General features: G+C 66.4%; 23 protein-coding genes and 1 tRNA gene. 17 read left to right on the top strand and 7 right to left on the bottom strand.

Going from position 1 to position 25,772, the window contains the following annotated elements; all coding sequences use genetic code 11:
* Together QMB55_RS06405 and holA are read left to right on the top strand one after the other, a co-directional pair.
* A complete protein-coding gene (locus QMB55_RS06405) occupies nucleotides 1–510 on the top strand; it encodes an LPS-assembly lipoprotein LptE (protein WP_497587849.1) in 510 nt (169 codons plus the stop codon).
* Between the two features lie 4 nt (nucleotides 511–514).
* A complete protein-coding gene (holA, locus tag QMB55_RS06400) occupies nucleotides 515–1,516 on the top strand; it encodes a DNA polymerase III subunit delta (protein WP_497587848.1) in 1,002 nt (333 codons plus the stop codon).
* Nucleotides 1,517–1,632: 116 nt separating this feature from the next.
* Here the strand turns inward: holA and QMB55_RS06395 are convergent, their stop codons facing one another.
* The gene (locus QMB55_RS06395; protein ID WP_497587847.1) at nucleotides 1,633–1,872 is read right to left on the bottom strand and encodes a hypothetical protein; all 240 of its coding nucleotides are present in this window, start codon (nucleotides 1,870–1,872) and stop codon (nucleotides 1,633–1,635) included.
* Between the two features lie 51 nt (nucleotides 1,873–1,923).
* Here QMB55_RS06395 and QMB55_RS06390 point away from each other — a divergent pair, with 51 nt between their 5' ends.
* The 4 genes from QMB55_RS06390 to ybaK are packed head-to-tail and all read left to right on the top strand — an operon-like array spanning nucleotide 1,924 to nucleotide 5,259.
* Nucleotides 1,924–3,261, top strand: a complete 1,338-nt coding sequence (locus QMB55_RS06390) for a glutamate-5-semialdehyde dehydrogenase (RefSeq protein WP_497587846.1) — start codon at nucleotides 1,924–1,926, stop codon at nucleotides 3,259–3,261.
* Nucleotides 3,262–3,296: 35 nt separating this feature from the next.
* Complete coding sequence (locus tag QMB55_RS06385) at nucleotides 3,297–3,797, top strand: methylated-DNA--[protein]-cysteine S-methyltransferase (RefSeq protein WP_497587845.1); 501 nt, start codon at nucleotides 3,297–3,299, stop codon at nucleotides 3,795–3,797.
* Nucleotides 3,787–4,722: a site-specific tyrosine recombinase XerD gene (xerD, locus tag QMB55_RS06380; RefSeq protein ID WP_497587844.1), complete on the top strand. Its 936-nt coding sequence runs from the start codon at nucleotides 3,787–3,789 to the stop codon at nucleotides 4,720–4,722. The genes QMB55_RS06385 and xerD overlap by 11 nt, the downstream gene beginning before the upstream one ends.
* Before the next feature lie 48 nt (nucleotides 4,723–4,770).
* Nucleotides 4,771–5,259 (top strand): Cys-tRNA(Pro) deacylase, encoded by a 489-nt coding sequence (gene ybaK, locus QMB55_RS06375; RefSeq protein WP_497587843.1) that lies wholly within the window; start codon nucleotides 4,771–4,773, stop codon nucleotides 5,257–5,259.
* A gap of 2 nt (nucleotides 5,260–5,261) precedes the next feature.
* Here the strand turns inward: ybaK and QMB55_RS06370 are convergent, their stop codons facing one another.
* Nucleotides 5,262–5,618 (bottom strand): dihydroneopterin aldolase, encoded by a 357-nt coding sequence (locus QMB55_RS06370; protein ID WP_497587842.1) that lies wholly within the window; start codon nucleotides 5,616–5,618, stop codon nucleotides 5,262–5,264.
* Between the two features lie 107 nt (nucleotides 5,619–5,725).
* Here QMB55_RS06370 and plsY point away from each other — a divergent pair, with 107 nt between their 5' ends.
* Nucleotides 5,726–6,409, top strand: coding sequence for a glycerol-3-phosphate 1-O-acyltransferase PlsY (gene plsY, locus QMB55_RS06365; RefSeq protein ID WP_497587841.1), 684 nt, complete (start codon nucleotides 5,726–5,728; stop codon nucleotides 6,407–6,409).
* A 46-nt stretch (nucleotides 6,410–6,455) separates the two neighbouring features.
* Here plsY and tsaD read toward each other — a convergent pair whose 3' ends face one another.
* Entirely contained in the window at nucleotides 6,456–7,493 is a 1,038-nt protein-coding gene (tsaD, locus tag QMB55_RS06360; protein ID WP_497587840.1) for a tRNA (adenosine(37)-N6)-threonylcarbamoyltransferase complex transferase subunit TsaD, read from the bottom strand.
* 135 nt (nucleotides 7,494–7,628) lie between these two features.
* On the opposite strand from tsaD, the gene rpsU reads away from it, so the two are divergent.
* From rpsU to QMB55_RS06330, 6 genes are all read left to right on the top strand, one after another.
* Entirely contained in the window at nucleotides 7,629–7,841 is a 213-nt protein-coding gene (gene rpsU, locus QMB55_RS06355) for a 30S ribosomal protein S21 (protein WP_497587839.1), read from the top strand.
* Between the two features lie 133 nt (nucleotides 7,842–7,974).
* Nucleotides 7,975–8,424 (top strand): GatB/YqeY domain-containing protein, encoded by a 450-nt coding sequence (locus QMB55_RS06350; RefSeq protein WP_497587838.1) that lies wholly within the window; start codon nucleotides 7,975–7,977, stop codon nucleotides 8,422–8,424.
* 42 nt (nucleotides 8,425–8,466) lie between these two features.
* A complete protein-coding gene (dnaG, locus tag QMB55_RS06345) occupies nucleotides 8,467–10,212 on the top strand; it encodes a DNA primase (RefSeq protein WP_497587837.1) in 1,746 nt (581 codons plus the stop codon).
* A 52-nt stretch (nucleotides 10,213–10,264) separates the two neighbouring features.
* Complete coding sequence (gene rpoD / locus QMB55_RS06340) at nucleotides 10,265–12,214, top strand: RNA polymerase sigma factor RpoD (RefSeq protein ID WP_497587836.1); 1,950 nt, start codon at nucleotides 10,265–10,267, stop codon at nucleotides 12,212–12,214.
* Between the two features lie 63 nt (nucleotides 12,215–12,277).
* Nucleotides 12,278–12,354, top strand: a tRNA-Ile gene (locus QMB55_RS06335).
* A 191-nt stretch (nucleotides 12,355–12,545) separates the two neighbouring features.
* The gene (locus QMB55_RS06330) at nucleotides 12,546–12,737 is read left to right on the top strand and encodes a hypothetical protein (protein WP_497587835.1); all 192 of its coding nucleotides are present in this window, start codon (nucleotides 12,546–12,548) and stop codon (nucleotides 12,735–12,737) included.
* A 76-nt stretch (nucleotides 12,738–12,813) separates the two neighbouring features.
* Here the strand turns inward: QMB55_RS06330 and QMB55_RS06325 are convergent, their stop codons facing one another.
* The 4 genes from QMB55_RS06325 to pyrF form a co-directional block, all read right to left on the bottom strand.
* The gene (locus QMB55_RS06325) at nucleotides 12,814–13,719 is read right to left on the bottom strand and encodes a Rossmann-like and DUF2520 domain-containing protein (protein WP_497587834.1); all 906 of its coding nucleotides are present in this window, start codon (nucleotides 13,717–13,719) and stop codon (nucleotides 12,814–12,816) included.
* A 106-nt stretch (nucleotides 13,720–13,825) separates the two neighbouring features.
* Nucleotides 13,826–14,275 (bottom strand): Cd(II)/Pb(II)-responsive transcriptional regulator, encoded by a 450-nt coding sequence (cadR, locus tag QMB55_RS06320; protein ID WP_497587833.1) that lies wholly within the window; start codon nucleotides 14,273–14,275, stop codon nucleotides 13,826–13,828.
* 158 nt (nucleotides 14,276–14,433) lie between these two features.
* Entirely contained in the window at nucleotides 14,434–15,645 is a 1,212-nt protein-coding gene (chrA, locus tag QMB55_RS06315; RefSeq protein ID WP_497587832.1) for a chromate efflux transporter, read from the bottom strand.
* Nucleotides 15,646–15,668: 23 nt separating this feature from the next.
* Nucleotides 15,669–16,481 carry an orotidine-5'-phosphate decarboxylase gene (pyrF, locus tag QMB55_RS06310; protein WP_497587831.1) on the bottom strand — a complete coding sequence of 271 codons (813 nt, stop codon included), beginning with the start codon at nucleotides 16,479–16,481 and terminating at the stop codon, nucleotides 15,669–15,671.
* A gap of 269 nt (nucleotides 16,482–16,750) precedes the next feature.
* Between pyrF and QMB55_RS06305 the strand changes: the two genes are divergently transcribed.
* The 4 genes from QMB55_RS06305 to QMB55_RS06290 all read left to right on the top strand — a co-directional run bounded on the left by QMB55_RS06305 (nucleotide 16,751) and on the right by QMB55_RS06290 (nucleotide 25,710).
* Nucleotides 16,751–17,788: a S1C family serine protease gene (locus QMB55_RS06305; RefSeq protein WP_497587830.1), complete on the top strand. Its 1,038-nt coding sequence runs from the start codon at nucleotides 16,751–16,753 to the stop codon at nucleotides 17,786–17,788.
* A gap of 112 nt (nucleotides 17,789–17,900) precedes the next feature.
* The gene (locus tag QMB55_RS06300) at nucleotides 17,901–23,009 is read left to right on the top strand and encodes an alpha-2-macroglobulin family protein (protein WP_497587829.1); all 5,109 of its coding nucleotides are present in this window, start codon (nucleotides 17,901–17,903) and stop codon (nucleotides 23,007–23,009) included.
* On the top strand, nucleotides 23,009–23,857 hold the full coding sequence (locus tag QMB55_RS06295) for a GIY-YIG nuclease family protein (RefSeq protein WP_497587828.1): 849 nt from the start codon (nucleotides 23,009–23,011) through the stop codon (nucleotides 23,855–23,857). The genes QMB55_RS06300 and QMB55_RS06295 overlap by 1 nt, the downstream gene beginning before the upstream one ends.
* Before the next feature lie 14 nt (nucleotides 23,858–23,871).
* Entirely contained in the window at nucleotides 23,872–25,710 is a 1,839-nt protein-coding gene (locus tag QMB55_RS06290) for a DEAD/DEAH box helicase (protein WP_497587827.1), read from the top strand.
* Nucleotides 25,711–25,772: the final 62 nt, after the last annotated feature.

Below are 25,772 nucleotides of genomic sequence, written 5' to 3'. Positions count from 1 at the left end.
ATGCGTCGTTTTCAGTTCCTGATCGCGTTGCTGGCGCTGCTGGCCGGGCTTTCCGGTTGTGGCTTCCAGCTGCGCGGCGCCTACACCTTGCCCTACGAGAGTATTTACATCGCAGGTGCTGACTACAACCTGATCATTGCCGGCTTGAAGCGGGCGATCCGCGGGACGGGGTCGGCGCAGCTTGCCGAAAAGGCCAGCGAGGCGCAGGCGACCTTCCTGCCGACGAGCGAGATTCGCGAGCCGGTCATCCTCTCGCTGTCGAGTGCCGGTCGGGTGCGCGAGAAGCGCCTGCGCTACGTTTACGGCTACCGCATCGTCGATTCCAAAGGGCGTGATCTGGTGCCGCCGTCCTCGGTCGAGCTGTACCGCGACATCAGCTACGCCGACTCCGATGTCCTCGCCAAGACGCAGGAAGAAGACCTGCTCTGGCGCGACATGGAGAAGGATCTGGTGCAGCAGTTGCTGCGTCGGATCGCGACGGCGAAGCCGGTCACCCCGGAAGAAGACTAAACGCATGCAACTGCGCGGTGATCAGCTGGCGGCGCACCTCGAACGCGAGCTGCAGCCGGTCTATGTCGTCTATGGCGACGAGCCGCTCCTGGTCATCGAAGCGGCCGACGCGATCCGCTCCGCAGCGCGGCGCCAGGGGTTTGACGAACGCGAAGTGCTGACCGCCTTGCCGGGCTTTAATTGGAGCGACCTGGCGCATGCCGCGGGCAACATGTCGCTCTTCGGCGGGCGGACGCTGCTTGATCTGCGCATTCCTACCGGAAAGCCCGGGCGCGAGGGCAGCGCAGCGCTGCAAGATTACTGTGCGCGTCCGTCGCCCGATGCCTTGCTTCTGGTGACCCTGCCGGGGCTTGACTGGAGCGAGGAAAAAGCGGCGTGGCTCAAGGCGCTGACTGAGGCCGGGGCGGCGGTCAAACTCGTTCCGCCGGGATTGAATGACTTGCCGGCCTGGATCGGCGGGCGTCTGGCGCGGCAGCAGCAACGCGCCGGCAACGAGGCATTGCGGTTCATCGCCGAGCGCGTTGAAGGCAATCTACTCGCTGCGCATCAGGAAATTCTCAAGCTTGGCCTGCTGCATCCCGCGGGGGAAGTCAGTCTTGAGCAGGTGCGTGACGCGGTGCTGAATGTTGCGCGTTACGATCTGGACGGGCTGCGCGAAGCATTGCTGGCCGGTGATGTGGTCCGCTTGACGCGCACCCTGGACGGCTTGCGTCAGGAGGGCGAGGCGCCGCCGCTGGTGCTCTGGGCCTTGACCGAGGAAGTGCGCGCCCTTGCGCAGATCAAGGTGGCGCTGCAGTCCGGGCAATCGGTTGATGCGGCATTCAAGGAAGCCCGGGTCTGGGGAGCGCGGCAAGGTTTGCTGCGGCGGGCCTTGCAACGGGTCGAGGTGCGCGCGAGCCTCGCGGCATTGCGGCATGCGGCGCAGATCGATCGTTTGATCAAGGGTTTGGGCGGGCCGTCCGACGTCTGGGACGAATTTCTTCGCCTGGGGCTGCGCTTATGCTGAAGCGCGCCGAGGGCGTGCTTGGAGCGGTGGGGTAAGGCTGGGGGGACAGTAGGGCGTGCAGCAGAAGGTGAGGCCGGTGACGGCAGGGCCGCACGCCTTGGGAAGTAGCGCTCGGCTTACTTCTCGTCGGTGGGTTCGTCGGGCGCGAGGTGTTCCCAGAGGCAGTCGTCGCGCCATTCGCCCTCATCGTTGAGGCCGCGACAGCACTTCTCCTGCACCAGGCATTCCCCTTCGCACGCGTCTTCAATCACGACGACGCGTAACTCGGGATCGACCTTGCGTTCTCCGTCCCAGAAGCTGCAGGTCGCGCAGACCTTCACTTCAGCCGGGATAATTAGTTTTTGTTTGGTGTCCATCGATTGCGGGTGGTGCGAGTTTCGACAACCCTAAGAGTGTAACCCGTTCCGATGGTTCCATTAAGGGTTTTGTTTGATCATAATGATCCATTCCAGCGAACCTCTGCCGCGACCCGGCGTCCCATTTGCACTATGAACATCGAAGACTACATGCGCCGTGTCGGCGCCCAGGCCCGTTCCGCCTCGCGTGCCATCGCCTGCGCCGATACGCGCGTTAAAAATGCTGCTTTGCTTGCCCTGGCGGCCGCGATCCGGCGCGAACGCGCGACCTTGCTTGCTGCGAACGCCGAGGATGTCGCCGCGGCACGAGCCGCCGGGCTGGAGGCCGCTTTGCTCGACCGCCTCGCCTTGAGCGAGAAGAGCATCGAGGCGATGGCCGAAGGCGTTGAACAGATCGCCGCCTTGCCCGACCCGGTCGGCGAGATCGGCGAGCTCAAGTTCCGCCCGAGCGGGATTCAGGTGGGCAAGATGCGCGTGCCGCTGGGCGTCGTCGGCATCATCTACGAAGCGCGTCCGAACGTGACCGCCGACGCGGCGGCGCTGTGCCTTAAATCGGGCAATGCCGCGATCCTGCGCGGCGGCTCCGAGGCCATCCGCTGCAACCGCGCAATCGCCGCGCTGGTGCAGGAGGCGCTGGCCAGCGCCGGCCTGCCGCCCGAGGTCGTGCAAGTGATCGATACCACCGACCGGGCCGCGGTCGGCCAGCTCATCACCATGCGTGAGTACGTCGACGTGATCGTACCGCGCGGCGGCAAAGGGCTGATCTCGCGCCTGCTTGCCGAAGCCCGCGTGCCGATGATCCAGCACCTCGACGGCAACTGCCATGTGTACCTCGACGAGGCCGCTGATGCGGCGAAGGCTCTGCCCATCGTCGAGAACGCCAAGACCCAGCGCTACGGCACCTGCAACACCGCCGAGTCGCTGCTCGTGGCGCGTTCGCGCGCCGCCGAGTTGCTACCGTCCATCGGCGCGATGCTGGCCGACAAAGGCGTCGAAATCCGTGGCTGCGCCGAGACGCAGGCGTTGGTTCCGACCGCCGTGGCGGCGAGCGATGAGGATTACTTTACCGAATACCTGGCGCCCATCCTCTCGGTCAAGGTGGTCGCCGGCCTGGATGAGGCGATCGCGCACATCAACCATTACAGCTCGCACCACACCGAAAGCATCGTCACCGAGAACTACAGCGCCGCCTTGCGCTTCCTGCGCGAGATCGACTCGGCGTCGGTGATGGTCAATGCCTCGACGCGCTTCGCTGACGGTTTCGAGTACGGGCTGGGGGCCGAGATCGGCATCTCGACCGACAAGATCCACGCGCGTGGCCCGGTCGGCCTCGAAGGGCTGACCAGCCAGAAGTGGATCGTGCTCGGCACCGGCCAAGTGCGCGGCTGAGCGTCGCGCCAGCCGAGCTGGATTGCGGGAGGCGCATGGGGCTGGCAGAACAGTCTTTGCAGGTCTATCAGGCCATTGTTACCGCGCCGACGTTCAGCGTCGGCGTGCGTTGCGTCGAGGACGAAATCCTCGGCCTCGATTACCTTGAGCCCTGCTCGGAGATGGCGCCGACCAATGCGCTGGCCGCGGTGGCGATGCGCCAGCTGGAGGCTTACTTCATCGACCCGGAGGCCGCATTCGGACTGCCTTTGCGGCCGGCTGGAACGCCCTTCCAGCGGCGCGTCTGGGCCGAGATCGAGCGCATCCCCAATCGCACCACCCGCAGCTACGGCGATCTGGCACGCACGTTGCGCAGCGCACCACGCGCCGTCGGCCAGGCCTGCGGCGCCAACCCGTATCCGCTCGTCGTACCCTGTCACCGCGTCATTGCTGCGGGCGGGGCGCTGGGCGGATTCGCCCGCAACGGCGGCGGCTTCCTGCTGGACATCAAGCGCTGGCTGTTGGTGCATGAAGGCGTTGTGACGCGTGGCGGCTGAAGCCACCGCTCCCGAGCTTGCGCCGGCGGCGGCCGATCTGGCTGAAATCGACGCCTTCTGCGATGCCCTGTGGCTCGAGGACGGCCTCGCGCGCGCCTCGCTCGCCAGCTACCGCAGCGACCTCCTGCATCTGGCGCGCTGGCTGCGGGCGCAGGTGCCGGCTTGTGCGCTGATTGCGGCCGACGAGCTGGCGGTGATGCGTTTCGTTGCCGAGCTGTCGCGCACCCTGCGTGCGGCTTCGCAGGCGCGCTACATCTCGACCTTGCGCCGCTTTTATCGCCATCTGCACGCGCGCGGTCGTGTCGTCGCCGACCCGACGCTCAGGATCGTCCTGCCCGGCAAGCCTTCGCGTCTGCCCAAGGTGCTCAGCGAGCGACAGGTCGAAGCGCTGCTGGCCGCGCCCGACGTCAGCGCTCCGCTCGGGCTGCGCGATCGGGCCATGCTCGAGACGCTTTATGCCACCGGGCTGCGCGTCGCCGAGCTCGTCGGCCTGCGGTTGCACGAAGTCAATTTCGACATGGGCGTGGTGCGCGTCTTCGGTAAAGGCAGCAAGGAGCGGCTCGTCCCGCTGGGACAAGAAGCCGTTGACTGGCTGCGCCGCTACCTGCGCGTGGCCCGCCCGGCCCTGCTTGGCGAGCGGACGAGCGACGACCTTTTTGTCACTGCGCGCGGTGCGGCGATGACGCGCCAAGCCTTCTGGCAGCTCATCAAAAAATACGCCATCCCGGCGCAGATCGACCCGGCCCGCCTGTCGCCGCACGTCCTGCGGCACGCCTTTGCGACGCACTTGCTCAACCACGGCGCAGACCTGCGCGTGGTGCAGCTCCTGCTCGGTCATGCCGACATCTCGACGACGCAGATCTACACCCACGTCGCGCGCGAGCGCCTGAAAACGCTGCACGAGGTCCATCACCCGCGCGGCTAGTGCGCGGTCTGCTATCCTGCGGGCAGGTGATTGCTTCAGGTTCTGCCGATGAAAACCGAACACGCGCCGGAAACTCCGGCAACCCGCTTCCTGCGCCAGCAGCGCATCGCGCATTCGACGCACCTCTATGCCTACGAGCCGCATGGCGGAACGCGCGTTTCGGCGCGCGAGCTTAATGTCGGCGAGCATGCCGTCGTCAAAACGCTGGTGATGGAGGACGAGGCAGCCAAGCCGCTGATCGTGCTGATGCACGGCGACTGCAAGGTGTCGACCAAGGAGTTAGCGCGCCAGATCGGTTGCAAGAAGGTCGAGCCGTGTGCGCCCGAGACTGCCAGTCGTCACACGGGGTATCTGGTCGGCGGCACCAGCCCGTTCGGGACCAAGAAGAAAATGCCGGTGTATATCGAGAAGAGCATCCTCGATCTGCCGCTGATTTACATCAATGGCGGTAAGCGCGGCTTTCTGGTCGGCGTGCATCCGCACGACTTGATGCGCGCGCTAGCCCCGGTTGCGGTCAGTGTGGCCCTGCCGGGCTAAGCTTAAGCCGCGCGGCTGCGCTCGATCGTCACGCCGACGCGTTTGACGCCGCGCAGCACGCCGATCTTGGCGACCGAGACGCGCACCCAGGCGGCGCCGAAGTCTTCGAGCACGACGCCGGCAACATGTTCGGCGAGCTTTTCGAGCAACTGAAAGTGGCGGGTTTCGAGGTCGTGGCGCAAGCGTTCGACGACCTCGGCGTAATTGATGGTGTCGACGATGTCGTCACTGGCGCCGGCGCTGGCGGTCGAGGTGCCGATCTGCAGCGAAACTTCGAGGGTCTGCGGGATCGTTTGCTCGCGCGGGTAGATCCCGATCAGCGTCGAGAGCCGGAGTTCGTCGATAAAGATGATGTCCATGCGGCAGGGAGTGAAGTGGCGGGGCGCGTGGGCAGAGTACAATGGCAGCCCTTGCGCCAAGCGCGCATTTTAACCCAGTCGTCCACCGAAGAACGTCCGAACTCGCCATGACCTCTTTCGCGATCGCCCTTTCCGCCCTGTTCGCCGCCTACCTGCTCGGCTCCGTACCGTTTGCCGTGGTCACCAGCCGTGTGTTCGGGCTGGCCGATCCGCGCAGCTACGGCTCCAAGAACCCCGGTGCGACCAACGTTTTGCGCAGCGGCAACAAAAAGGCGGCCGCGCTGACCCTCTTGGGCGATCTGCTCAAAGGCTGGCTGGCGGTATTCCTGGCCCAGATGTTCATGGAGCGCGGCTTGTTCGGCGAAGGCGTTGTCGCGCTGGTGGCGCTGGCCGTGTTTTTCGGGCACCTCTACCCGGTGTTCCTCGGTTTCAAGGGCGGCAAAGGGGTGGCCACCGCGGCGGGAGTGCTCTTCGCCCTTGATCCTTTGCTCGGACTCGGTGTGCTGGGAACCTGGTTGGGCGTCGCCGTGGTGTTGCGTTATTCGTCGCTGGCGGCCTTGGTGGCCGCGGCCTGTGCGCCGCTGTACGCCTTTCTGCTGTGGGGCGGGGATAACCAAGTGGTGGCCGTTGGCATCATCGCCATGGCCTTGATCGGCAAGCATTGGGGCAACCTGCAGCGCTTGATGGCGGGCACGGAGCCCAAGATCGGCGCGGGCAAGAAGGGGGCTGCAACGCCCGTCCCGTCGGCCCCGGCGGCCAAGCCCGGGAAGTCGCGCAAAGGGCGTCGCTAAGCCGGTTTGCTTCGCGTGCGGGCTTGGATTCTTGCCCAGCGCGGCGTCAGCGGTTCAAGTCCAGCGGCCAGCGCGGGCGTACCGCAAAGGCGCCAGCGGTTTTCGCTTCGGCGCCGGATTTGAGCCGCAGTGCGCCGGCAAGCGCGATCATCGCGCCGTTGTCAGTGCAAAACTCGAGTTCCGGATAAAACACCTCGATGCGTGCCTTGGCCGCTTTGGCGTCAAGTTGGCGGCGTAGTTCGCGGTTGGCGCCGACGCCGCCGGCGACGACGAGTTGACCGAGGCCGCTGGCCTTGACGGCGCGCATGGCCTTTTTGACCAAGACCTCGACGATCGCATCCTGAAAAGCGCGCGCCACGTCGGCGCGTGTCTGAGCATCGAGTTCGGTGGCCTCCTGGCTGGCAAGGTGGCTGCGCACCGCCGTCAGCACGGCGGTCTTGAGGCCGCTGAAACTGAAATCGAAATCGCCGGAGTTGAGCATCGGGCGTGGCAGCTTGAAGCGATCCGGGCGGCCTTGTGCCGCCAGTTCGGCAAGCACCGGGCCGCCGGGGTAGGGCAGGCCGAGTAGCTTGGCGGTCTTGTCAAAAGCCTCGCCGGCAGCGTCGTCGAGCGTTTCACCGAGCAGGGTGTAGTGACCGATGCCGTCGACGCGCATCAGTTGGCTGTGGCCGCCCGAAACGAGCAGCGCGACGAAGGGAAAGCACGGTGGGCGGCGCGAGAGCAGTGGCGAGAGCAGGTGCCCCTCGAGGTGGTGCACCGGCACGCAGGGGATGTCGAGGGAGGCGGCCAGGCCTTCGGCGAAGGCGGCGCCGACGAGCAGTGCGCCGGCGAGGCCCGGGCCTTGGGTGTAGGCGACGGCGTCGATGTCGGCGAGGGATGTGCCGCTGTCGGCGAGCACACTGCGCAGCAGCGGCACAGTGCGGCGGATGTGGTCGCGCGAGGCGAGTTCGGGAACGACGCCGCCGTAGTCGCGGTGCATGACGATCTGCGAGTGCAGGGCGTGAGCCAGCAGGGTGCCGGCATCGGCGTCGTACAGCGCGACGCCGGTTTCGTCGCAGGACGATTCGAGGCCAAGAATGAGCATGGGCGGGATTTTACCAGCCCGCAGGGCGGCGCGTTGGTTTCGATGTTGACAAAAGGCTTGGCTTTTCTTGTGCCTTTGATTAGAATGGCCGGCTCTGTTGTTGTCCGTCGAACCCCTGAAACTAGGATACATTGAATGCCTGCTATTCGCGTCAAGGAAAATGAGCCGTTCGAAGTAGCGATTCGCCGCTTCAAGCGTACCGTCGAAAAGACCGGTCTGCTGACCGAGTTGCGCGCCCGCGAGTTCTACGAGAAGCCCACGGCCGAGCGCAAGCGCAAGCTGGCGGCTGCCGTCAAGCGCCACCACAAGCGCATGCGCAGCCAGATGCTGCCGCCCAAGCTGTACTAAGCCTGGAGTGCTGACCACGCGACAGCCGCCTGTCTAGAGACGGGCGGCTTTTCGCATTTGTGCGTTTGCGTGGTCGTTGGGCGTCCGGCGTGCGTCTTGAGTGTGTGAAAAATAACCGCGGAGAGTGCTTGCGATGAGCCTGAAAGAACGCATCAACGAAGACATGAAATCCGCCATGCGGGCGCGCGAGACGGCGCGTCTGGCGGCGGTCCGCTTGCTCCTTGCAGCGATCAAGCAGAAGGAAGTCGACGAGCGCATCGAGCTCGACGATGCCGGCGTGCAGACGGTCATCGACAAGATGCTCAAGCAGCGGCGCGATTCGATCACGCAATACGCGGCAGCCGGGCGCGACGATCTGGTTGCGGCCGAGAAGTTCGAGGCCGAGGTGCTCGCGGCGTACATGCCCGCAGCGCTTTCCGAGGCCGAGATTGATGCCGCCGTTGCCGCCGCGATTGCTGCGACGGGCGCTGCGGCGCCTGGCGATATGGGCAAGGTGATGGCCGTGCTCAAGCCCGAACTGGCCGGTCGTGCCGACATGAGCGAAGTCTCCAAGCGGGTGCGCGCGCGTCTGGCTGCGGCTTGATCCGCGCTTGCGCGGGCTTTTTCCGGCGAAAGCGGCGGGCGGATGATTCCCGAGTCCTTCATCCAGGAGTTGTTGCATCGGGTCGACATCGTTGACCTGATCGACAAGCACGTCCCGCTCAAGAAAGCGGGCGCCAACTACGCGGCCTGCTGTCCGTTTCATAACGAAAAAACGCCGTCGTTCACCGTCAGCCCGACGAAACAGTTCTATCACTGCTTCGGTTGCGGCGCGCACGGGACGGCCATCGGCTTCCTGATGGAGTACTCCGGGCTCGGCTTCGTCGACGCGGTGCGCGATCTGGCACAGCAGGTCGGCCTGCAGGTGCCCGAGGATGAAGCGCGACGCCCGGGTGACGGGGCGCGTCTCACGGCGCTGACCGAGGTCATGGCCCGCGCTGCGCGCTACTACTACGAGCAGCTCAAGCGCTCGGACAAGGCGATCGCCTACCTCAAGCAGCGCGGACTGACCGGCGAGATCGCACAGCGTTTCGGGATCGGCTATGCACCCGAAGGTTGGCAGAACCTCGAGGCGGTTTTCGAGAATTATCAGGACGCCGCCTTGCAGAGCGCGGGGCTGGTGATCCGTAACGAACAGGGGCGGTGCTACGACCGCTTCCGGGATCGGGTGATGTTCCCGATCATGAACCAGAAAGGCGAGATCATCGGCTTCGGCGGCCGGGTGCTCGGCGCTGGTGAGCCGAAATACCTCAATTCGCCCGAGACGCCGCTGTTCGAGAAGGGGCGTGAAGTCTTCGGCCTGCCGCAGGCGCGCGCCGCGTTGCGCGAAACCGATACGGCAATTGTCGTCGAAGGCTACATGGACGTCGTGGCCTTGGCTCAGCATGGCGTCGGCAACGCCGTGGCGACGCTCGGCACGGCGACGACGGCGACGCATGTACAGAAGCTTTTGCGTCAGGTCGATCGCATCGTTTACTGCTTCGACGGCGACAACGCCGGCCGCAAGGCCGCCTGGCGCGCGTTGGAGAACAGCCTTGAGGCGCTGCCGGAGCAAAAGAGCATCGGCTTCGTGTTCCTGCCCGACGGCGAGGACCCCGACAGCTATGTGCGCGATCGCGGGCGCGAAGCGTTTGCGCGTTTGATTGCCGAGGCTTTGCCGCTCTCCGAGTTTATGCTGCGTGAATTGGCTGCACAGTGCGATATGACAAGCGCCGAGGGGCGGGCGAAGCTGATCGCCGACGCCAAGCCCTTGCTGTTGCGCTTGCAAACGCCGCTATTGCGACTACAGTTGGTCAAAAGACTAGCGGAGGCAAGTGGATTTTCCCAGCAGGAGGTCGAGCGCCTGTGCGAATTGCGCCCAGTGGCTCGCCCAGCCCCGGCGCGCGTGCCGCGCCAGGCGCCTTCCTTGCTGCGGCCTTTGCTGCGCTTGTTGCTGCAGAAACCGGAGCTGGCTCGAGAGTTGCCGCTTGCCGCGCTGCCTGCCGATTCGGCCGAGGCGCGCGCGGTGACGACTTTGTGCGAGACGATACGCGCGGCGGGTGAGCCAGTGCCGGGTTATGCGCTGTTGTTGGAACGTTTGCGCGGCGACGAGAACGAAGTGGTATTGCGCGAAGCCGCCGCCGATCTGATGCATCAGCCCTTGGCCGAGGATGGCTTGGATGCCGAATTTGCCGGGGTGGTCGAACGCTTGGTCGAGGCCGAGCGGCGTCGGGCTTTCGCAGCCTTGCAGGCCAAGGTGGGCCGGCTGGGCGTGGCGGGGCTGACGGAGGACGAGAAACGGCAGTACGTCGAAGCGCTGTGTGTTCGGCCTTCGCCGGTCAAAGAGCACTAAGTTGTGATATAATTTCAGGTTTTTCCAGTTTAACGCTAACCGGGACGTGGTCATGGCAAGGGAAAAAGTCGCAAGCAACAAGTCGGCCAAGGCAAAAGCGGCCGACCTCCTGGCGCAAATCAGCAATCAGCCGTCGCCGGTCGACGAGGAAACGCGCAAGACGCGCCTCAAGACCCTCATCAAGTTGGGCAAGGACAGGGGCTTCCTGACCTACGCCGAAGTGAACGACCACCTGCCGGACGACGTCGTCGACGCCGAGCAGATCGAAAGCATCATCAGCACCTTCAGCGACATGGGCATCCAGGTCTACGACGAGGCGCCCGATGCCGAGACGCTGCTGATGTCCGACAACGCGCCGACCGTCGGCGCCGATGATGCCGACGTCGAAGAGCAGGCCGAACAGGCCCTGTCCACCGTCGATTCCGAATTCGGTCGCACTACCGACCCGGTGCGCATGTACATGCGCGAGATGGGCTCGGTCGAACTGCTGACCCGCGAAGGCGAAATCGAGATTGCCAAGCGCATAGAAGACGGCCTCAAGCACATGATCCAGGCGATCTCCGCCTGTCCGACGACGATCGCCGAAATCATCGACTGCGCCGACAAGATCGCCAAGGACGAGATGCGCATCGACGAGCTGATCGACGGCGTGATCGACCCGAATGCCGACGAAGTGCTCGAGGAACTGGCCGAGGAAGAGTCGAGCGTCGACGCCGACGAGGATGACGACGACGACGGAGATGGCGGCGATGGTGCAGCCAGCTCGGCCTCGCTGCTCAAACTCAAGGAAGACGGCCTCGCCCGTCTCGCCGAGATCAAGGCGTTGCACGGCAAGGCCGTGTCCACGCTGCAGAAGAAGGGCTCGCAGGACAAGGCCTACCTCAAGCTGCAGCAGAAGATTCTCGAAGAAATGATGGCCATCCGCTTCACCTCCAAGGCCATCGAGCGCCTGTGCGACTCGGTGCGATCCATGGTTGAGGAAGCGCGCACGTGCGAGCGCAAGATCCAGCGCATCTGCGTCGACACCGTGCGCATGCCGCGCCCGCACTTCATCAAGGTCTTCCCGGGCAACGAACTGAACCTCGAATGGGTCGAGAGCGAACTTGCCTCCTCGTCCAGCAAGGCTTACGCCGGCATCCTCTCGCGCAACGGGCCGAACATCATTGAAGAGCAGAAGAAGCTGCTCGCCTTGCAGGACCGCATCGGCATTCCGCTCAAGGAACTGAAAGACATCAACAAGCAGATGTCGACCGGCGAAGCTAAGGCGCGTCGTGCCAAGCGCGAAATGACCGAGGCCAACCTGCGTCTCGTGATCTCGATCGCCAAGAAGTACACCAACCGCGGCCTGCAGTTCCTCGACCTGATCCAGGAAGGCAACATCGGCCTGATGAAGGCGGTGGACAAGTTCGAATACCGTCGCGGCTACAAATTCTCGACCTACGCGACATGGTGGATCCGGCAGGCGATCACGCGTTCGATCGCCGACCAGGCGCGCACCATCCGCATCCCGGTGCACATGATCGAGACGATCAACAAGATGAACCGCATCTCGCGCCAGATTCTGCAGGAAACTGGCGTCGAGGCCGATCCGGCGACGCTGGCCAAAAAGATGGACATGCCGGAAGAGAAGATCCGCAAGATCCTCAAGATCAGCAAGGAGCCGATCTCGATGGAGACGCCGATCGGCGACGACGACGATTCGCACCTCGGCGATTTCATCGAAGACCAGGCCACGCTGGCGCCAACCGACGCCGCGCTGTTCTCCAGCCTGCGCTTCATCACCAAGGACGTGCTCGATACGCTGACCCCGCGCGAAGCCAAGGTGCTGCGCATGCGCTTCGGCATCGAAATGAACACCGACCACACCCTCGAGGAAGTCGGCAAGCAGTTCGATGTCACGCGTGAGCGGATTCGTCAGATCGAAGCCAAGGCCTTGCGCAAGTTGCGTCATCCGTCCAGATCGGACAAACTGCGCAGCTTCCTCGACAGCGGCAACCAGTAAGCCGTCGTCGTCGCCATGCGCCCGCGGCGCTCCGGAATCCTCCGGCGCGCCGCGTTCGAATGCGGGCCTGTAGCTCAGTTGGTCAGAGCAGAGGACTCATAATCCTTTGGTCCAGGGTTCAAGTCCCTGCGGGCCCACCAGTAAAAACAAGCACATCGTCCACTTGTTCGTGAGTGGCGCTGTGCTTGTTTTCTTTGTGCCGGCGGCGTGTAGGTTGAGTGTCTGGCGCGATGTTTTTTTCTTGCCCAAACATGCTGCTTTTTTGTTCTGTTCATCTGGATAGCTTGTCTAATGTAAGACTGCGGCACAATTTGCGACAAGGCCCTATTTGATGCGTTCGTACCTGCTGCTTGTACTCGTCTCCGTTTTTTGCGGCGGCTGCTCGGTGGTTGCCGTGGCAGATGCTGCGGTAACGGTTGTTGCAACGACGGTCAGCGTTGGGGCCACGGTGGTCGGTGCTACGGTTGATGTGGCGGCAGCGGGTGTTAAGGCAGTTGCCGGAAGTTCAGACGAAGACAAATGATGGACTGATGGCAGGCGAAGGCGACACTCCGCAGATCCACCATGAAATAAGGTAGGGGATAGCAAGCCGAGGCTTGCTACCCCTTGTTTTTTGCGTCCGGCGTCGTCAGCAGGGCGCGCAGTTCGGCGTAGTCCTGGGTCGGATTTTGCTGCTCGGCAAGCGGCAGCGTGGCGCGGCCGAGTTGGCGGTAGAGCTGCGACAGCTCGGGATGGCGCGCCAGGCTGTGCAAGTGGGCGCTCACCGTTGCGGCATCGTTGCGGGCGATCGGGCCGGTGAGCGCGGCGGCGGGGCCGAGGCGGGCAACGTTGGCCAGGGTCTGCGCCATCAGCCGGTGCACGAGCGGCAGCGCTTGTGCCGCATCCATCCCGGCCAGATGCGCGGTGTCGAGCGCGAGTTGGCTCAGCGTCACCAGGTAGTTCGAGGCCACGCACAAAGCAGCGTGATAGGCCGCCTTGCCGCCGGGCGCGAGCCGGAAAGGGGCGCCGCCGAGGGCTTGGGCGAAGGCTTCCAAGGTTTGGCAGGCCGGTTCGTCGCCTTCCAGTGCGCAAGGCGTGCCGGCGAAGCTGCGCATGGCGAGCGTCGGATCGGCAAAGGAGAACACCGGGTGCAGGCTGGCGATTTGGGCGCCGTGGTGGCGCAACGGCGCCAGCAGTTCCGCGCTGCCCGCGCCGCTGCAATGGAAAACCACGTCGCCCGGACGGATGCCGCCACATGCGGCCAGAGCTTCGGCGACCTCGGCAATGGCGGTGTCGGGAACGGCGATCAGCCAGAGCTCGGCCGGGGGCAGTTGTTCCAGCGCGCACACCGCGCCTTCACCGATGAAGGCCTGCGCTTCGGCGAGCTGGGTGCGACCGGCGATGCCAGCGATGCGGTAGCGCGCGCTTTGCGCGCACAGGCGGGCCAGTGTCCGGCCCAGGCGGCCGGGGCCGATGAGATTGAGGCGCAAGGGGGGCGACGCGGCGTCGGGGTCAGGGCTGGGCATGGGCGTTTCGTTGGGCGCCGAGGTCGGTGGCGAAAAAATCAGTGGCGAAAGGCGTGGGCTGGACGCGCCGTGGGGCGCGCTCTGGCGCCGGGCTGGAGGCCAATGTTTACGCGGCTTCCGGCGGTGCTGGATGGCAGGCGCAGGCTTCGCCGTGTGCGGCGGCGACCAGCTCGTGGAGGATGCCGCAGGGGCCGTCCGTAGCGTGCTGGCAGCGCCGGCGCAGCGCCGCGAGCTGCTTTTCCAGCGCCTGCATGCTCAGCAAGCGGGCGTGGACGCGCGCAAGCTGGGCGTCGATCAGGGCGTTGATTTCCGGGCAGGCGTTGTCGTCGCTGTGGGTAAAGTCGAGCAGGCGCTGGACGTCGGCCAGCGGCATGTCGAGCGCGCGGCAATGGCGGATGAAGGCCAGGCGTTCAAGGTGGGCCGCGCCGTAGGCCCGGTAGCCGTTGCTTTGGCGGGCCGGGGGCGGCAGCAGGCCGGCCTTTTCGTAGTAGCGGATGGTTTCAACCTCGACGCCGGTGGCCCGAGCGAGTTCGCCGATGCGTAGTGGGGGGCTCATGTCGATCTCCTTGCGTTCAGTCTAACCCAGGCTCGACCCTGAAGCGACTATAGGGAGTAGCGGGGGCAACGCAGAGAAGCGAGCGCACATTGGTGATCATGCTCGAACCACGGTCACTGGCGCGCCCGAAACGTCTCGGCGCGTTCGCCGGATGCTGCCTAGGGCAGCCATGCCCCGAGCGGCGCGGCGACGAGGACGACCAGCCAGGGCGGCCAACGCCAGCGCACCAGCGCGGCGAAGGCCAGGAGGGCGAGGCCGAGGTCGCTCGGCTGGCGGATCGCGCCGGTCCACACCGGGTTGACGAAGGCCGCCAGCAACAGGCCGACAACCGCGGCGTTGATCCCGGCCAGGGCTGTTTGCGCCCCGGCGTTGCCGCGCAGGCGGACCCAGAAGGGCAGGGTGCCGGCAACCAGCAGGAAGGACGGGGCGAACACCGCGAGCAGACACAGCATTCCGCCGAGGGCGCCGTTCGGGGCGCCGTTCATCGCCGCGCCAAGAAAGGCGGCGAAGGTGAAGAGCGGGCCGGGAACCGCTTGCGCAGCGGCGTAGCCGGCGAGGAAGAGGTCGCGGCTCACCCAGCCCGGGGCGACCACTTCCGCCTGCAGGAGCGGCAGCACCACGTGGCCGCCGCCGAAGACCAGCGCGCCGGCGCGGTAGAAGGCGTCGATGCGTTCGATGGCCGGGCCGCCGCCCCAATGCGCGAGAATCGGCAACGCGACGAGGAGCAGGAAAAACACGGCCAGCCAGAGAACGGCGGCGCGCAAGCCGATGCCGACCGTCAGCGGCGCCGATGCGGCCGGCGGCGTCGGCTTGAACAGCGCCAGACCGGCGAGCCCGGCAAAGGCGATGACCAGCAACTGCGTCAGCGTGGCCGGAAAGAGCAGCACGCAGAGCGCCGCCAGCCCGGCCAGGGCGCGACGCGGCGTGTCGGCGCAGAGGGCGCGGCCCATGCCGAGCAGGGCCTGGGCGACGACGGCGACGGCGACCACCTTCAGACCGTGCAGGGCGCCGGCGGGCAAGCCCTGGCCGAAATGCACGAGGCCGAGGGCGAAGACCACGAGCGCCGCCGCCGAGGGCAGCGTGAAGCCGCACCAGGCTGCCAGCGCGCCCGGATAGCCGGCGCGGGCGAGGCCCAGCGCCATCCCGACCTGGCTGCTCGCCGGGCCGGGCAGGAATTGGCAGAGCGCGACCAGATCGGCGTAGGCCGGCGCGTCGAGCCAGCGCCGACGCTCGACGAACTCGGCGTGGAAATAGCCAAGGTGCGCCACCGGGCCGCCGAACGAGGTCAACCCGAGACGCAGGAAGATCAGGAAGATCGCCCAGGGCGAGCGGGCGCGGTCTTCCTCGGCAGCGTCGGGCGCGGGCGGCACGCTCAGGTCGCGGTCCAGAGGGCTTAGCGGAAGCGGTTGATCAGGTCGCGGGTGTCCACCGCGGCGCGGCGCGCGGCTTCAGCGTAGGCCTCGTCCTTGCCGGCGTAGAGGATGGCGCGCGAGGAGTTGATCATCAGTCCGGTGCCGGCGGCCGTCTTGCCGGCCTTGAGCGTGGCCTCGACGTCGCCACCCTGAGCGCCGATGCCCGGCACCAGCAGCGGCATCTCGCCGACGATTTCGCGCACGCGGGCGATCTCGCCCGGGAAGGTGGCGCCGACGACCAGCGCGCACTGGCCGGTCGTGTTCCAGTCGCGGGCGATGATCTCGGCCACGTGTTCGTAGAGCTTCTTGCCGCCGACGTCGAGGAACTGCAGGTCGCTGCCGCCGGGGTTGGAGGTGCGGCAGAGGAGGATCACGCCCTTGTCCTTGTAGGCCAGGTAGGGCTCGACCGAATCTTTGCCCATGTAGGGGTTCACCGTCAGCGCGTCGGCCCGGTAGCGCTCGAAGGCTTCGACGGCGTACTGCTCGGCGGTGCTGCCGATGTCGCCGCGCTTGGCGTCGAGGATCACCGGCACGCCGGGGTGGCGGGCGTGGATGTGCGCAATCAGATCCTGCAACTGGTCTTCGGCGCGGTGCGCGGCGAAATAGGCGATCTGCGGCTTGAAGCTGCAGACCACGTCGGCGGTGGCGTCGACGATGGTCTTGCAGAACTCCAGGATGGCGTCGGGACGGCCCTTGAGGTGGGCGGGAAACTTGGCCGGATCGGGGTCGAGACCGACGCAGAGCAAGGAGTTGTTGGCCTGCCAGGCGGCGGAAAGGGCAGCGATGAAAGTCATGGAGGTTCCAGTCGAAAGGCGGACAAAATTGATTTTTTTCGCGCAGAGGGGATGCTTGTGGAGCGAAATAGCGCTATTCTCGCATTGACTCGCTTCCGGCGCACCCCGATTGGGGACCCGGAAGGGTGGGCGGGGGAGGGAACCGTGGCGACGCACTTGGTCATCAGAACCGGCGCGCGCGGCCTCGCAAAGAAAGGGCGGCGGGACTTTGAGTTTCCGCCGCCCACTAAGAAAACATGGCCTCCAGGGCATCCAGGGAAAACACGAACATGAGCCTCCGCAAATTCGGTGCGCTGCTTTTCGCTTGTGCGCTCGTCGGCTTCATCCCTGCAGGGGCGGCTGAGGCCGCAACGCTGCGTCAGGTTTTCGAAGCGGTCAATCAAGCGGTCGTCGTCGTCCGCACCGAATCGAGCGCCCCCGCGCCCAAGGGGGGCTGGACGTCCGACGAGGGCCTCGGCTCCGGCGTGCTGGTCAGCGCCGACGGCAAGGTGATGACCGCCGCCCACGTCGTCCAGACCGCCGATCGGATCGAAGTTTTGTTCAGCGACGGCCAGCGTTCGCCGGCCCGCGTCGTCTCCTCGCTGGTGCGCGCCGACGTGGCCCTGCTTGAGCTCGAACGGCCGCCGCGCGGCATCACCCCGGCGCGGCTCGGCGATTCCTCGCAGGCGCATGTCGGCGACCCGGTGTTCGTCGTCGGTGCCCCGTACGCGCTCTACCACAGCCTGACCAGCGGCCACCTCAGCGCCCGGCGCAAGCTGAGCGGCGCGTTCACCGGCGGCGTGCCGGTCGAATTCCTGCAGACCGACGCGGCGATCAACAGCGGCAACTCGGGCGGGCCGCTGTTCGACATGGACGGCCGGGTGATCGGCATCGTCAGCCACATTCACTCGCGCTCGGGCGGTTTCGAGGGCCTCGGTTTCGCCGTCGCCTCCAATGTCGCCAAGTGGGCGCTGCTCGAACGCCGCGCCTTGTGGACCGGCATCGAAGGCAGCCTGCTCACCGGTTCGCAAGCCGCGCTGCTCAACGTGCCGCAGCGCGAAGGCCTGCTCGTGCAGCGCATTGCGCGCGGTTCGCCGGCCGACCGCCTGGGCCTGCGGCCGGGGCGCGTGCCGGCGGTGATCGACGGCGAGGAATTGCTGCTGGGCGGCGACATCGTCCTCTTCATCGGCGACCTGCAGGTCAATTCCGACCCCGAGCAGCTCCAGCGCATCGACGACGCCCTGGGGCGCATGGGGCGCGGTCAGACGGTGAGCGTGCGGGTGCTGCGTGAAGGCCAGGTGATTGACCTTTCCCTGACCCTTCCCTGAGCGAAGCGCAGCGCGCCAGGCCTTCACGCCCGCCGTGCTCGGCGCCGCGGGGCGGCTCGTGTCTGTCATAAACTGCTAGAATCTTCCGAGCTCTCACGCGCGGAGGTTTCCCATGCGGTACCCGGCCTGGTTGGTGCAACGCGGTGTGTTGGTGCTGGTCTCGGCGGCGGTAGTGCTCGGGCTGGCGGCCTATTTCCTGTGGCCTGCCCGCGACGCCGAGCCGCCCGCGCCCGCCGATGCCGTCTTCGAGCTGGTCGATGCCGCGCACCGCGAGCTCGACGGCTCACCGGCACTGGCCTTGTCCTTCTCGCTGCCGCTCGACGCCAAGCTCGATGCCGGACGCTTCGTGCAGGTGCTCGAAATGCCGCCGCGCCCCGAAGACGCCAAGACGCAGGCGCGCGCCGCCGAGGACGAGGACGAAGAGACCGTCGCGACGTCCCCGGCCGCTACCGGCGTCAGCCGCCGCGCTGAAGACACCCAGCTCGACGACGGCAAGCCGGTGTCGGGCGCCTGGGTGGTCGGTGACAACCCGCGCCTCCTGTTCTTCCCGCACATCAAGCCGCAGACGCGTTACGTGGTGCGCGTCCAGGCCGGCCTGGCGGCCAAGGGCGGGGCGCAACTCGCCGCCGAGCAGCGCGTCTCGATCCGCACCGCGGCAGTTGCGCCAGCCTTCTATTTCGCCAGCCGCGGCATGGTCCTGCCGGCGGTGCAGAACGGTGGCTTGCCGGTGACCACGGTGAACGTGCCCGAGGTCGACATCCAGTTCCTCAAGGTGCGCCCCGAACAGTTGCCGCGCTTCCTCGACCTCGTGGTCGCGGGCGCCCCGCGCCCGGCGGCGACGGACGACGAGGGCGACAACGCCTACTACGGCCGGACAGAACTGCGCGGCGCGGTCGGCAACTGGCAGCTCGATCAGTTGCACAGCATGACCGAAAGCGCTTTCGTCGGCCGCTTCCTGACCGAGCAGAAAGCCAACCGCCGGGCGGTGACCTTCATTCCGGTCGAGAGCATCGCCGCGCTCAAGTCGCCCGGCGTGTATGTCGCCGTAATGTCGCAGCCCAACCGCTTCCGGCACGAGTACCAGACGACCTACTTCTACGTCAGCGACCTCGGCCTGCACCTGCGCCAGTACGCCGGCAAGGGCGCCGATGCTTTCGTCAGTTCGCTGACGTCGGCCAAGGGCGTGTCGGGCGTCGAGGTGAGCTGGCTTTCTGCCGACGGGCGCGTGCTGGCGCGCGCCGAGAGCGATGGCGACGGGCGCGCCAAGTTCGCCGAACGGCCCAGGGATGCCAAGGTGGTGCTGGCGCGGAAAGGCGAGCAGCTGTCGCTGATCACGCTCAAGGAACCGGCGCTCGACCTCGCCGAATTCGACGTCGGCGGCCTGGTCTCGACGCCGGTGCGCCTCTTTGCCTACGCCGGGCGCAACCTCTACCGGCCGGGTGAAACTTTCGACGTTTCGGTCATGGCGCGCGACCCCGACGGGCGCGCGCTCCCGGCGCAGCCGGTGCAGGCGCTGCTGCGCCGGCCCGACGGCAAGGCGCAATGGACGGCCACCTGGACGGGCGACGAGAAATTCCCCGGCTACTACCGACGCGCCGTCGAACTCCCCGCCGATGCGGCCACCGGCTTCTGGACGCTCGAACTGCGCGCCGACCCGGCGGCCAAGCAGGCCAGCACCGCACTGCGCTTCGGTGTCGAGGAATTCCTGCCCGAGCGCATGAAGCTCGACCTGAGCACGCCGCAGGAACGGCTGTCCGCCGCCGACGGCCAATGGACGATCGGCGTCCAGGGCAGCTACCTGTACGGTGCGCCGGCCGCCGGCAACCGCCTGCTCGGGGTAATCAACGCCGAACGGAACAAGAACCCGCTCGAGAAAACGCTGCCCGGCTTCGTCTTCGGCGACGTCGAGGACGACACCGCCAAACTGCGCAGCGAGCTTTCCGAAGCCGCGCTCGACGTCGACGGCAAGGGCCAGGTCGAGATCGCGCTGGCCGAGTTGCGCAAGCCGCGCTCGCCCTACCTGCTGCGCGCCACCCTGAGCTTGCTCGAGAGTGGTGGCCGGCCCGTGGTGCGCAGCCTCGAACGCACGCTGTGGCCGGCGCCGGCCCTGGTCGGCCTGCGCCCCTTGTTCGTCGGCGCCTACGCGCGCGAAGGCGCGGCGGCCGAGTTCGAGGTCGTGCGCGCCAATCCCGAGGGGCAACTGCTCGCCGCCGCGGCGCTGCCGGTGCGCCTCTTCCGTGAGGACCGCAACTACTACTGGCGCTTCGACGACCAGCGCGGCTGGCACTCGGGCTTCACCGAGAGCGACGAGCTGGTTTATACCGGGCAGGTCGCCGTGCCGGCGGGCGGGCGCGGCAAGCTTGCGCTGCCGGTCAAGTACGGGCGTTACCGCGTTGAGGTGCTCGACCCCGACACCGGCTTCTTCAACCGCTTCCGTTTTTACGCCGGCTGGAGCGCCAAGGAGGACGAGACGCAGGGCGTGCGCCCCGACCGCGTGGCCTTGAAGCTCGATAAACCGGCCTACGCCGACGGCGGCACGGCCAAACTGACGATCACCCCGCCGCACGCCGGTGAAGCCGTCGTCACCGTCGAGGGCGACACGCTGCTGTGGATGAAGCGCCTCTCGATCGGCGCTGCCGGCACCACGCTCGACCTCCCGCTCGACAAAACCTGGCAGCGCCACGACCTCTACGTCACGGTGATGGTCCTGCGCCCGGGCAGCAGCAGCGACAAACCCGGCGCCGGGGCGACGCCGGCACGCGCCCTGGGCCTGCTGCACCTGCCGCTCGACCGCAGCGCGCGCAAGCTCGGGGTCGCGCTCGAGGCGCCGGCCAAGATGCAGCCCGACCAGCCGCTCAAGGTGAAGGTGAAGGTGCCCGACGCCAAGGGCGCCGCGCAGGCCATGGTCACCCTCTCGGCGGTCGATGTCGGTATCCTCAACATCACCAACTTCAAGAGCCCTGACCCCAACGCCTTCTTCTTCGGCAAGCTGCGCTACGGGCACGACCTTTACGACATCTATGGCCGCCTGATCGAGAAGCTTGACGGGCGCAAAGGCAAGCTCAAGTGGGGCGGCGACGCGGCGCCCAAGCCGACCAAGAACCTGCCCAAGAAAGTGCGCCTGGTCGACCTCTTCAGCGGCCCGGTGGCGCTCGATGCCAACGGCGAGGCCGAGATCAGCCTGCCCGTGCCGGACTTCAACGGCAGCCTGCGCCTGATGGCGGTGGCCGCCGCCGGCGAGCGCTACGGCATGCAGGAGGCCGAAGTCACCGTCGCCGCGCCGCTGGTGGTCGAGCTCGCGACGCCGCGCTTCCTCTCGGTGGGCGATTCGGCGCTGCTCGCGCTCGACCTGCACAACCTCGCCGGCGCGGCGCAGGAGGTGAAGGTCAAGGTCAGCAACGACGACGGCCTGCTGATCAAGAACGGCGAACAGAAAGTGAGCCTCAAGGACCAGGAAAAACGCGTCCTGCGCGTGCCGCTCGAAGCCGGATCGGCGCTTGGCCTCACCGAAGTCACGGTGCGCATCGACAGCGCGCTCAGCAAGATCGAGCGCCGCTTCCCGCTCCAGGTGCAGGCACCGACGCCGCGCCAGAGCGTGCTGCGGCGTTACGCGCTGGCCCCCGGCGAAACGGTCGAGATCAAGGAGGCCGACCTTTCCGGCTTCCTGCCGCAGACGGTGCTGGGCACGCTGGCCGTCTCCGACACGCCGCCGATCGACGTGCGCAGTGCGGTGCGCGGCCTGCTGACCTACCCTTACGGTTGCGCTGAGCAGACCACCAGCACTGCCTACCCGCACGTCTTCATCGACGAAGCTGCGGCCAAGCAGTTCGGCCTCAAGGCCTTCACCCCGGCGCAGCGCGCTGAAATGCTCGACAAGGCCATCGGCCGGCTGGTCGGGCTGCAAGCGCCGAGCGGCGGCTTCAGCCTGTGGGGCAACCTCTCCGAGTACCAGTACTGGCTCTCGGCCTACGTCGGCCACTTCCTGCTCGACGCGCGCGAGCAGGGCTTCACCGTGCCGGCCGAGATGGAGAAGAAAACCACCGACTTCCTCCTGCGCGGCCTGCAGGAAGGCGTCGCCGGGATGCCGCGCACGCCGACCAATCCCGGCGAGCAGGGCATGTGGGCCGACAGCCGCTACGCCGGCGCCGGGCGCTTCGGCGTGCTGGCCTACGGCGCCTACGTGCTGGCGCGCCAGGGCAAGGCGCCGCTCGCCACGCTGCGCACCCTGGCCGACGCCAGCGCCCAGGCGCACTCGGGCCTCGCCCTGGTGCATCTGGGCCTCGCGCTGAAGCTGATGGGCGACGAGGCGCGCAGCCAGACGGCCATCGCCGACGGCCTCAAGACGCAGCGGCGCAACGCCGGCTGGTGGGGCGATTACGGCAGCAACCTGCGCGACTGGGCGCAGATGTACGTGCTGCTCGACAAGCACGGCTTGAAGCCCGAGGGGCGCGAGAACCTGGTCGGCCTGGTCGCGGCCGAGGTGGAGAAGAACCGCTACCTCAGCACGCAGGAAAAACTATCGCTCTTCCTGCTTGGGCGCAGCTTCGCCGTGCCCAAGGCTGGCGAGAAGGCGGCCGAATGGGGCGCCGAGCTGATCCCGGGCGGCAAGGCCGCGGCAGCCCAGCGCCTGGGCGGGCAAGGCACGCAGTTCCTGCCGCTCGCTGGCGGCGAGCTCGCGGCCGGAATGACGCTGAAGAACACCCACCGCGAACGCCTCTTCGTCGAGATCAACTACGCTGGTAACCCGGCCAAGGCGCCCGCCGCGCGGCGCGAAACTTTCGACGTCACGCGCCGCTGGTACACCGCCGACGGGCAACTGCTCGGCAAGCGCGCGCTGCGCGTCGGCGAATCGCTGGTCGTGCGGGTGAACGTCAAGACGCGCGGCCGCGTGGTGAATGGCCTCGTCGTCGATTACGTGCCGGCCGGCGTCGAGATTGAAAACGCCAACCTCGCGCAGGGCGAACAGAACGCACTCCTCGTCGACGGCGTCGAGATCCGCAGCGCGATGCAGGATTCACGCATCAAGCACACCGAGTTCCGCGACGACCGCTTCGTCGTCGCCGCGCGCCTCGAAGGGCAGAACGACTTCTTCTACCGCGTGCGCGTCGTCACCCCCGGCAGCTTCGTCGTCCCGCCGACCTACGTCGAGGACATGTACCAGCCGATGGTGTATGGGCTGGCGGGGGGCGGGGAGCTTATTAACGTTGGAGAGGGTAAGTAATGGCTTCGGCTACGATCAAAATATTTCTTGTTCATGGGGATGCTAAGCGCCTCCGAACAGCGGAACTTTCAAATTGGACAGGGAAAGCACTTGCTGCGCCGAGAAATGAGTTTGATGGCTTGCTGGCACGTGAGGAAGCGCAAAGGTCAGGAGTGTATTTCCTTACAGGGTCCGACCAAGAGAGCAGTAAGGCGGCTGTCTATATCGGTGAGGCTGAATCGATACGGGATCGGCTGAAGAGTCACCTTGAAAAGGATTTCTGGAACCACGTCATTTTTTTCGTCAGCAAAGATGAGAATTTGACCAAAGCCCATGTCCGGTACTTGGAAGGGCGCTTGATTGAGCAAGCGAAGCAGATTGGACGTGCGACGGTGACGAACGCCCAGGGGAGTGGGGCAAAACTGCCGGAGTCCGATCGAGAGGATATGGAAATTTTCCTTGAGAAGATCCATCAGCTTTTACCAGCGCTGGGCGCTGATTTTCTCGTGCCGACTTCTGTACGTCTGATTGAGGGCTCTCTTCAGCATCCTCTTGTTTGCGAAATCAAAGGGCTTCGTGCAACCGGATCGCAAACCGCAACTGGCTTTGTTGTCTTGAAAGGGTCTCGGGCGGTCGTCGAAGCGCGCCCTGCTGCGCACAAATATCCTTGGATTGTTAATGCAAGAAAACGCTTGATCGACGAAGGTACATTGGTACAGGAGGGCGAAGTCCTCGTTTTTGCGCGAGACACTGAATTTCCGAGTCCGAGCACGGCTGCCGCCGTAGTTCAGGGCGGCACGGCTAATGGATTGGTGGCTTGGAAGAGCAAAGATGGGAAAACACTCAAAGAGCTTGAATCAATGGCGTGATTGAGTAAAAAACCATGGCCCTCCTCATCCCCTCCCTCGGCAGTTGCACCTTCGACAGCGGCGGTGAGCGGCGGCTGGCGGAGCGGCTGATCGAGAAGCTCGAAGACGATTACCTCTGCTGGTACAACGTGCCGCTCGGGGCGGCGGTGCGGCATCCGGATTTCATCGTTTTTCATCCGCGCCGCGGGCTCTTGATCCTCGAGGTCAAGGACTGGAAGAAAGGCACGATCCGCGCGGCCGATCGGCAGAGCTTTACCCTGGCCACGGCGCGCGGCGAGGTGGCGGTCGAGAACCCGCTCGAACAGGCGCGGCAGTATGCGCAGGCCGCCGTGCAGGTCTTGCAGCGCGACCCGCAGCTCGTTTTCTCCAGCGGGCGCGAGGCGGGCAAGCTCCGCTTTCCGTGGAGCTATGGCGTCGTTTTCCCCAATCTCACGCGCCGGCAGTTCGAGGAGGGCGGGCTGGGTGAGGTGATTCCGGAGGCGCGGGTGATCTGCCAGGACGAGATGCTCGAGAACGTCGAGCCCGAGGCCTTCCAGCAGCACCTGTGGGCGATGTTCTCGGTGCGCTTCGAGTCTCCGCTTTCCCCGGCGCAGATCGACCGCCTGCGCTGGGCGCTCTTCCCCGAGGTGCGCATTCCGGCGACGCAGGGCGAGCTCTTTGCCGAGGCGCCGCCGCCGCCCGACCTCGTGCGGGTCATGGACCTGCAGCAGGAACAACTGGCGCGCAGCCTGGGCGAGGGGCACCGGGTGATCCACGGCGTCGCCGGATCGGGCAAGACGCTGATCCTGCTTTACCGCGCCGAGCATCTGGCGCGCCTCGTCAATAAGCCGATCCTGGTGCTGTGCTACAACGAGGCGCTGGCGCGCCGGCTGGCGAGTCTGGTGGCGGCCAAGGGGCTGGCCGAGGCGGTGTGGGTGCATCACTTCCATCACTGGTGCCGCGCGCTGCTGGCCGCGCACGAGATCGAGCTGCCACCGCGCAGCGACAACGCGGCGGCCTACTGCGCCGGCCTCGTCGAGCGCGCGCTGGCGGCGCAGGCCGACGGGCGCATCGAGGGCGGGCAGTACGCGGCGATCCTGATCGACGAAGGGCACGATTTCGCGCCCGACTGGTTCCGCCTGCTGGTGCCGCTCGTCGATCCGCAAACCAATAGCCTGCTGGTGCTTTACGACGACGCGCAGGCGATCTACGCCGACGCGGCCGAGGGGCTGGGGCAGGAAGGGGCGCTGCCGCGCCGGCGCTTCAGCTTCAAGAGCGTGGGCGTGCAGGCGCAGGGGCGGACGACCGTGCTGCGCATCAACTACCGCAACCCCGAGGCCATCCTGCGCTTTGCCCGGGCGACGGCGTGGCCGGCGCTGGCGGCGCGCGATGCCGCTGCGGAGGCGCTCGACGGCGACGACGGCGCGCCCTTGCTCGAACCGCTGTCGGCGGGGGGCGCGGGTGAGGTGCCGCAGGTGGTGCAGTTGCCGTCGGCGCAGGCCGAGGCCGAGTTCGTCGTCCGCCACCTGCAGGCCGCGCACCGAGCCGGGACGCCGTGGGGCGAGATGGCGGTGATCTATCGCGACTACTACCGCGACGCCAAAACGATCCGCAAGCTGCTGCCGCGGCACGGCGTGCCGACGGTGTATTTCGACGACGCGACGCACGCCGACGACGAGGACAAAGTGACCTTGATCACCATGCACTCGTGCAAGGGTTTGGAGTATTCGCTGGTGGTGATTCCGGCGACCGACCGGCTGGCGGTCGGCCGCGAACTTTCCGCGCCCGAAGCCCGCCTGCTCTACGTGGCGATGACCCGCGCGACGCGCGAGCTGGTGCTGTGCGGCGTGGGCGGCGAGGCGCGCGCCGGGTGAACAAAAAAATGCCGCGCGAGGCCGCGCGGCGAAGTCATGACCGGGCCTAGGCGTCTGGCCGC

The organism is Propionivibrio sp. (genome assembly GCF_041441355.1).
Lineage (GTDB): Bacteria > Pseudomonadota > Gammaproteobacteria > Burkholderiales > Rhodocyclaceae > Propionivibrio.
This window is presented reverse-complemented; position numbering and strand designations above follow the sequence as displayed.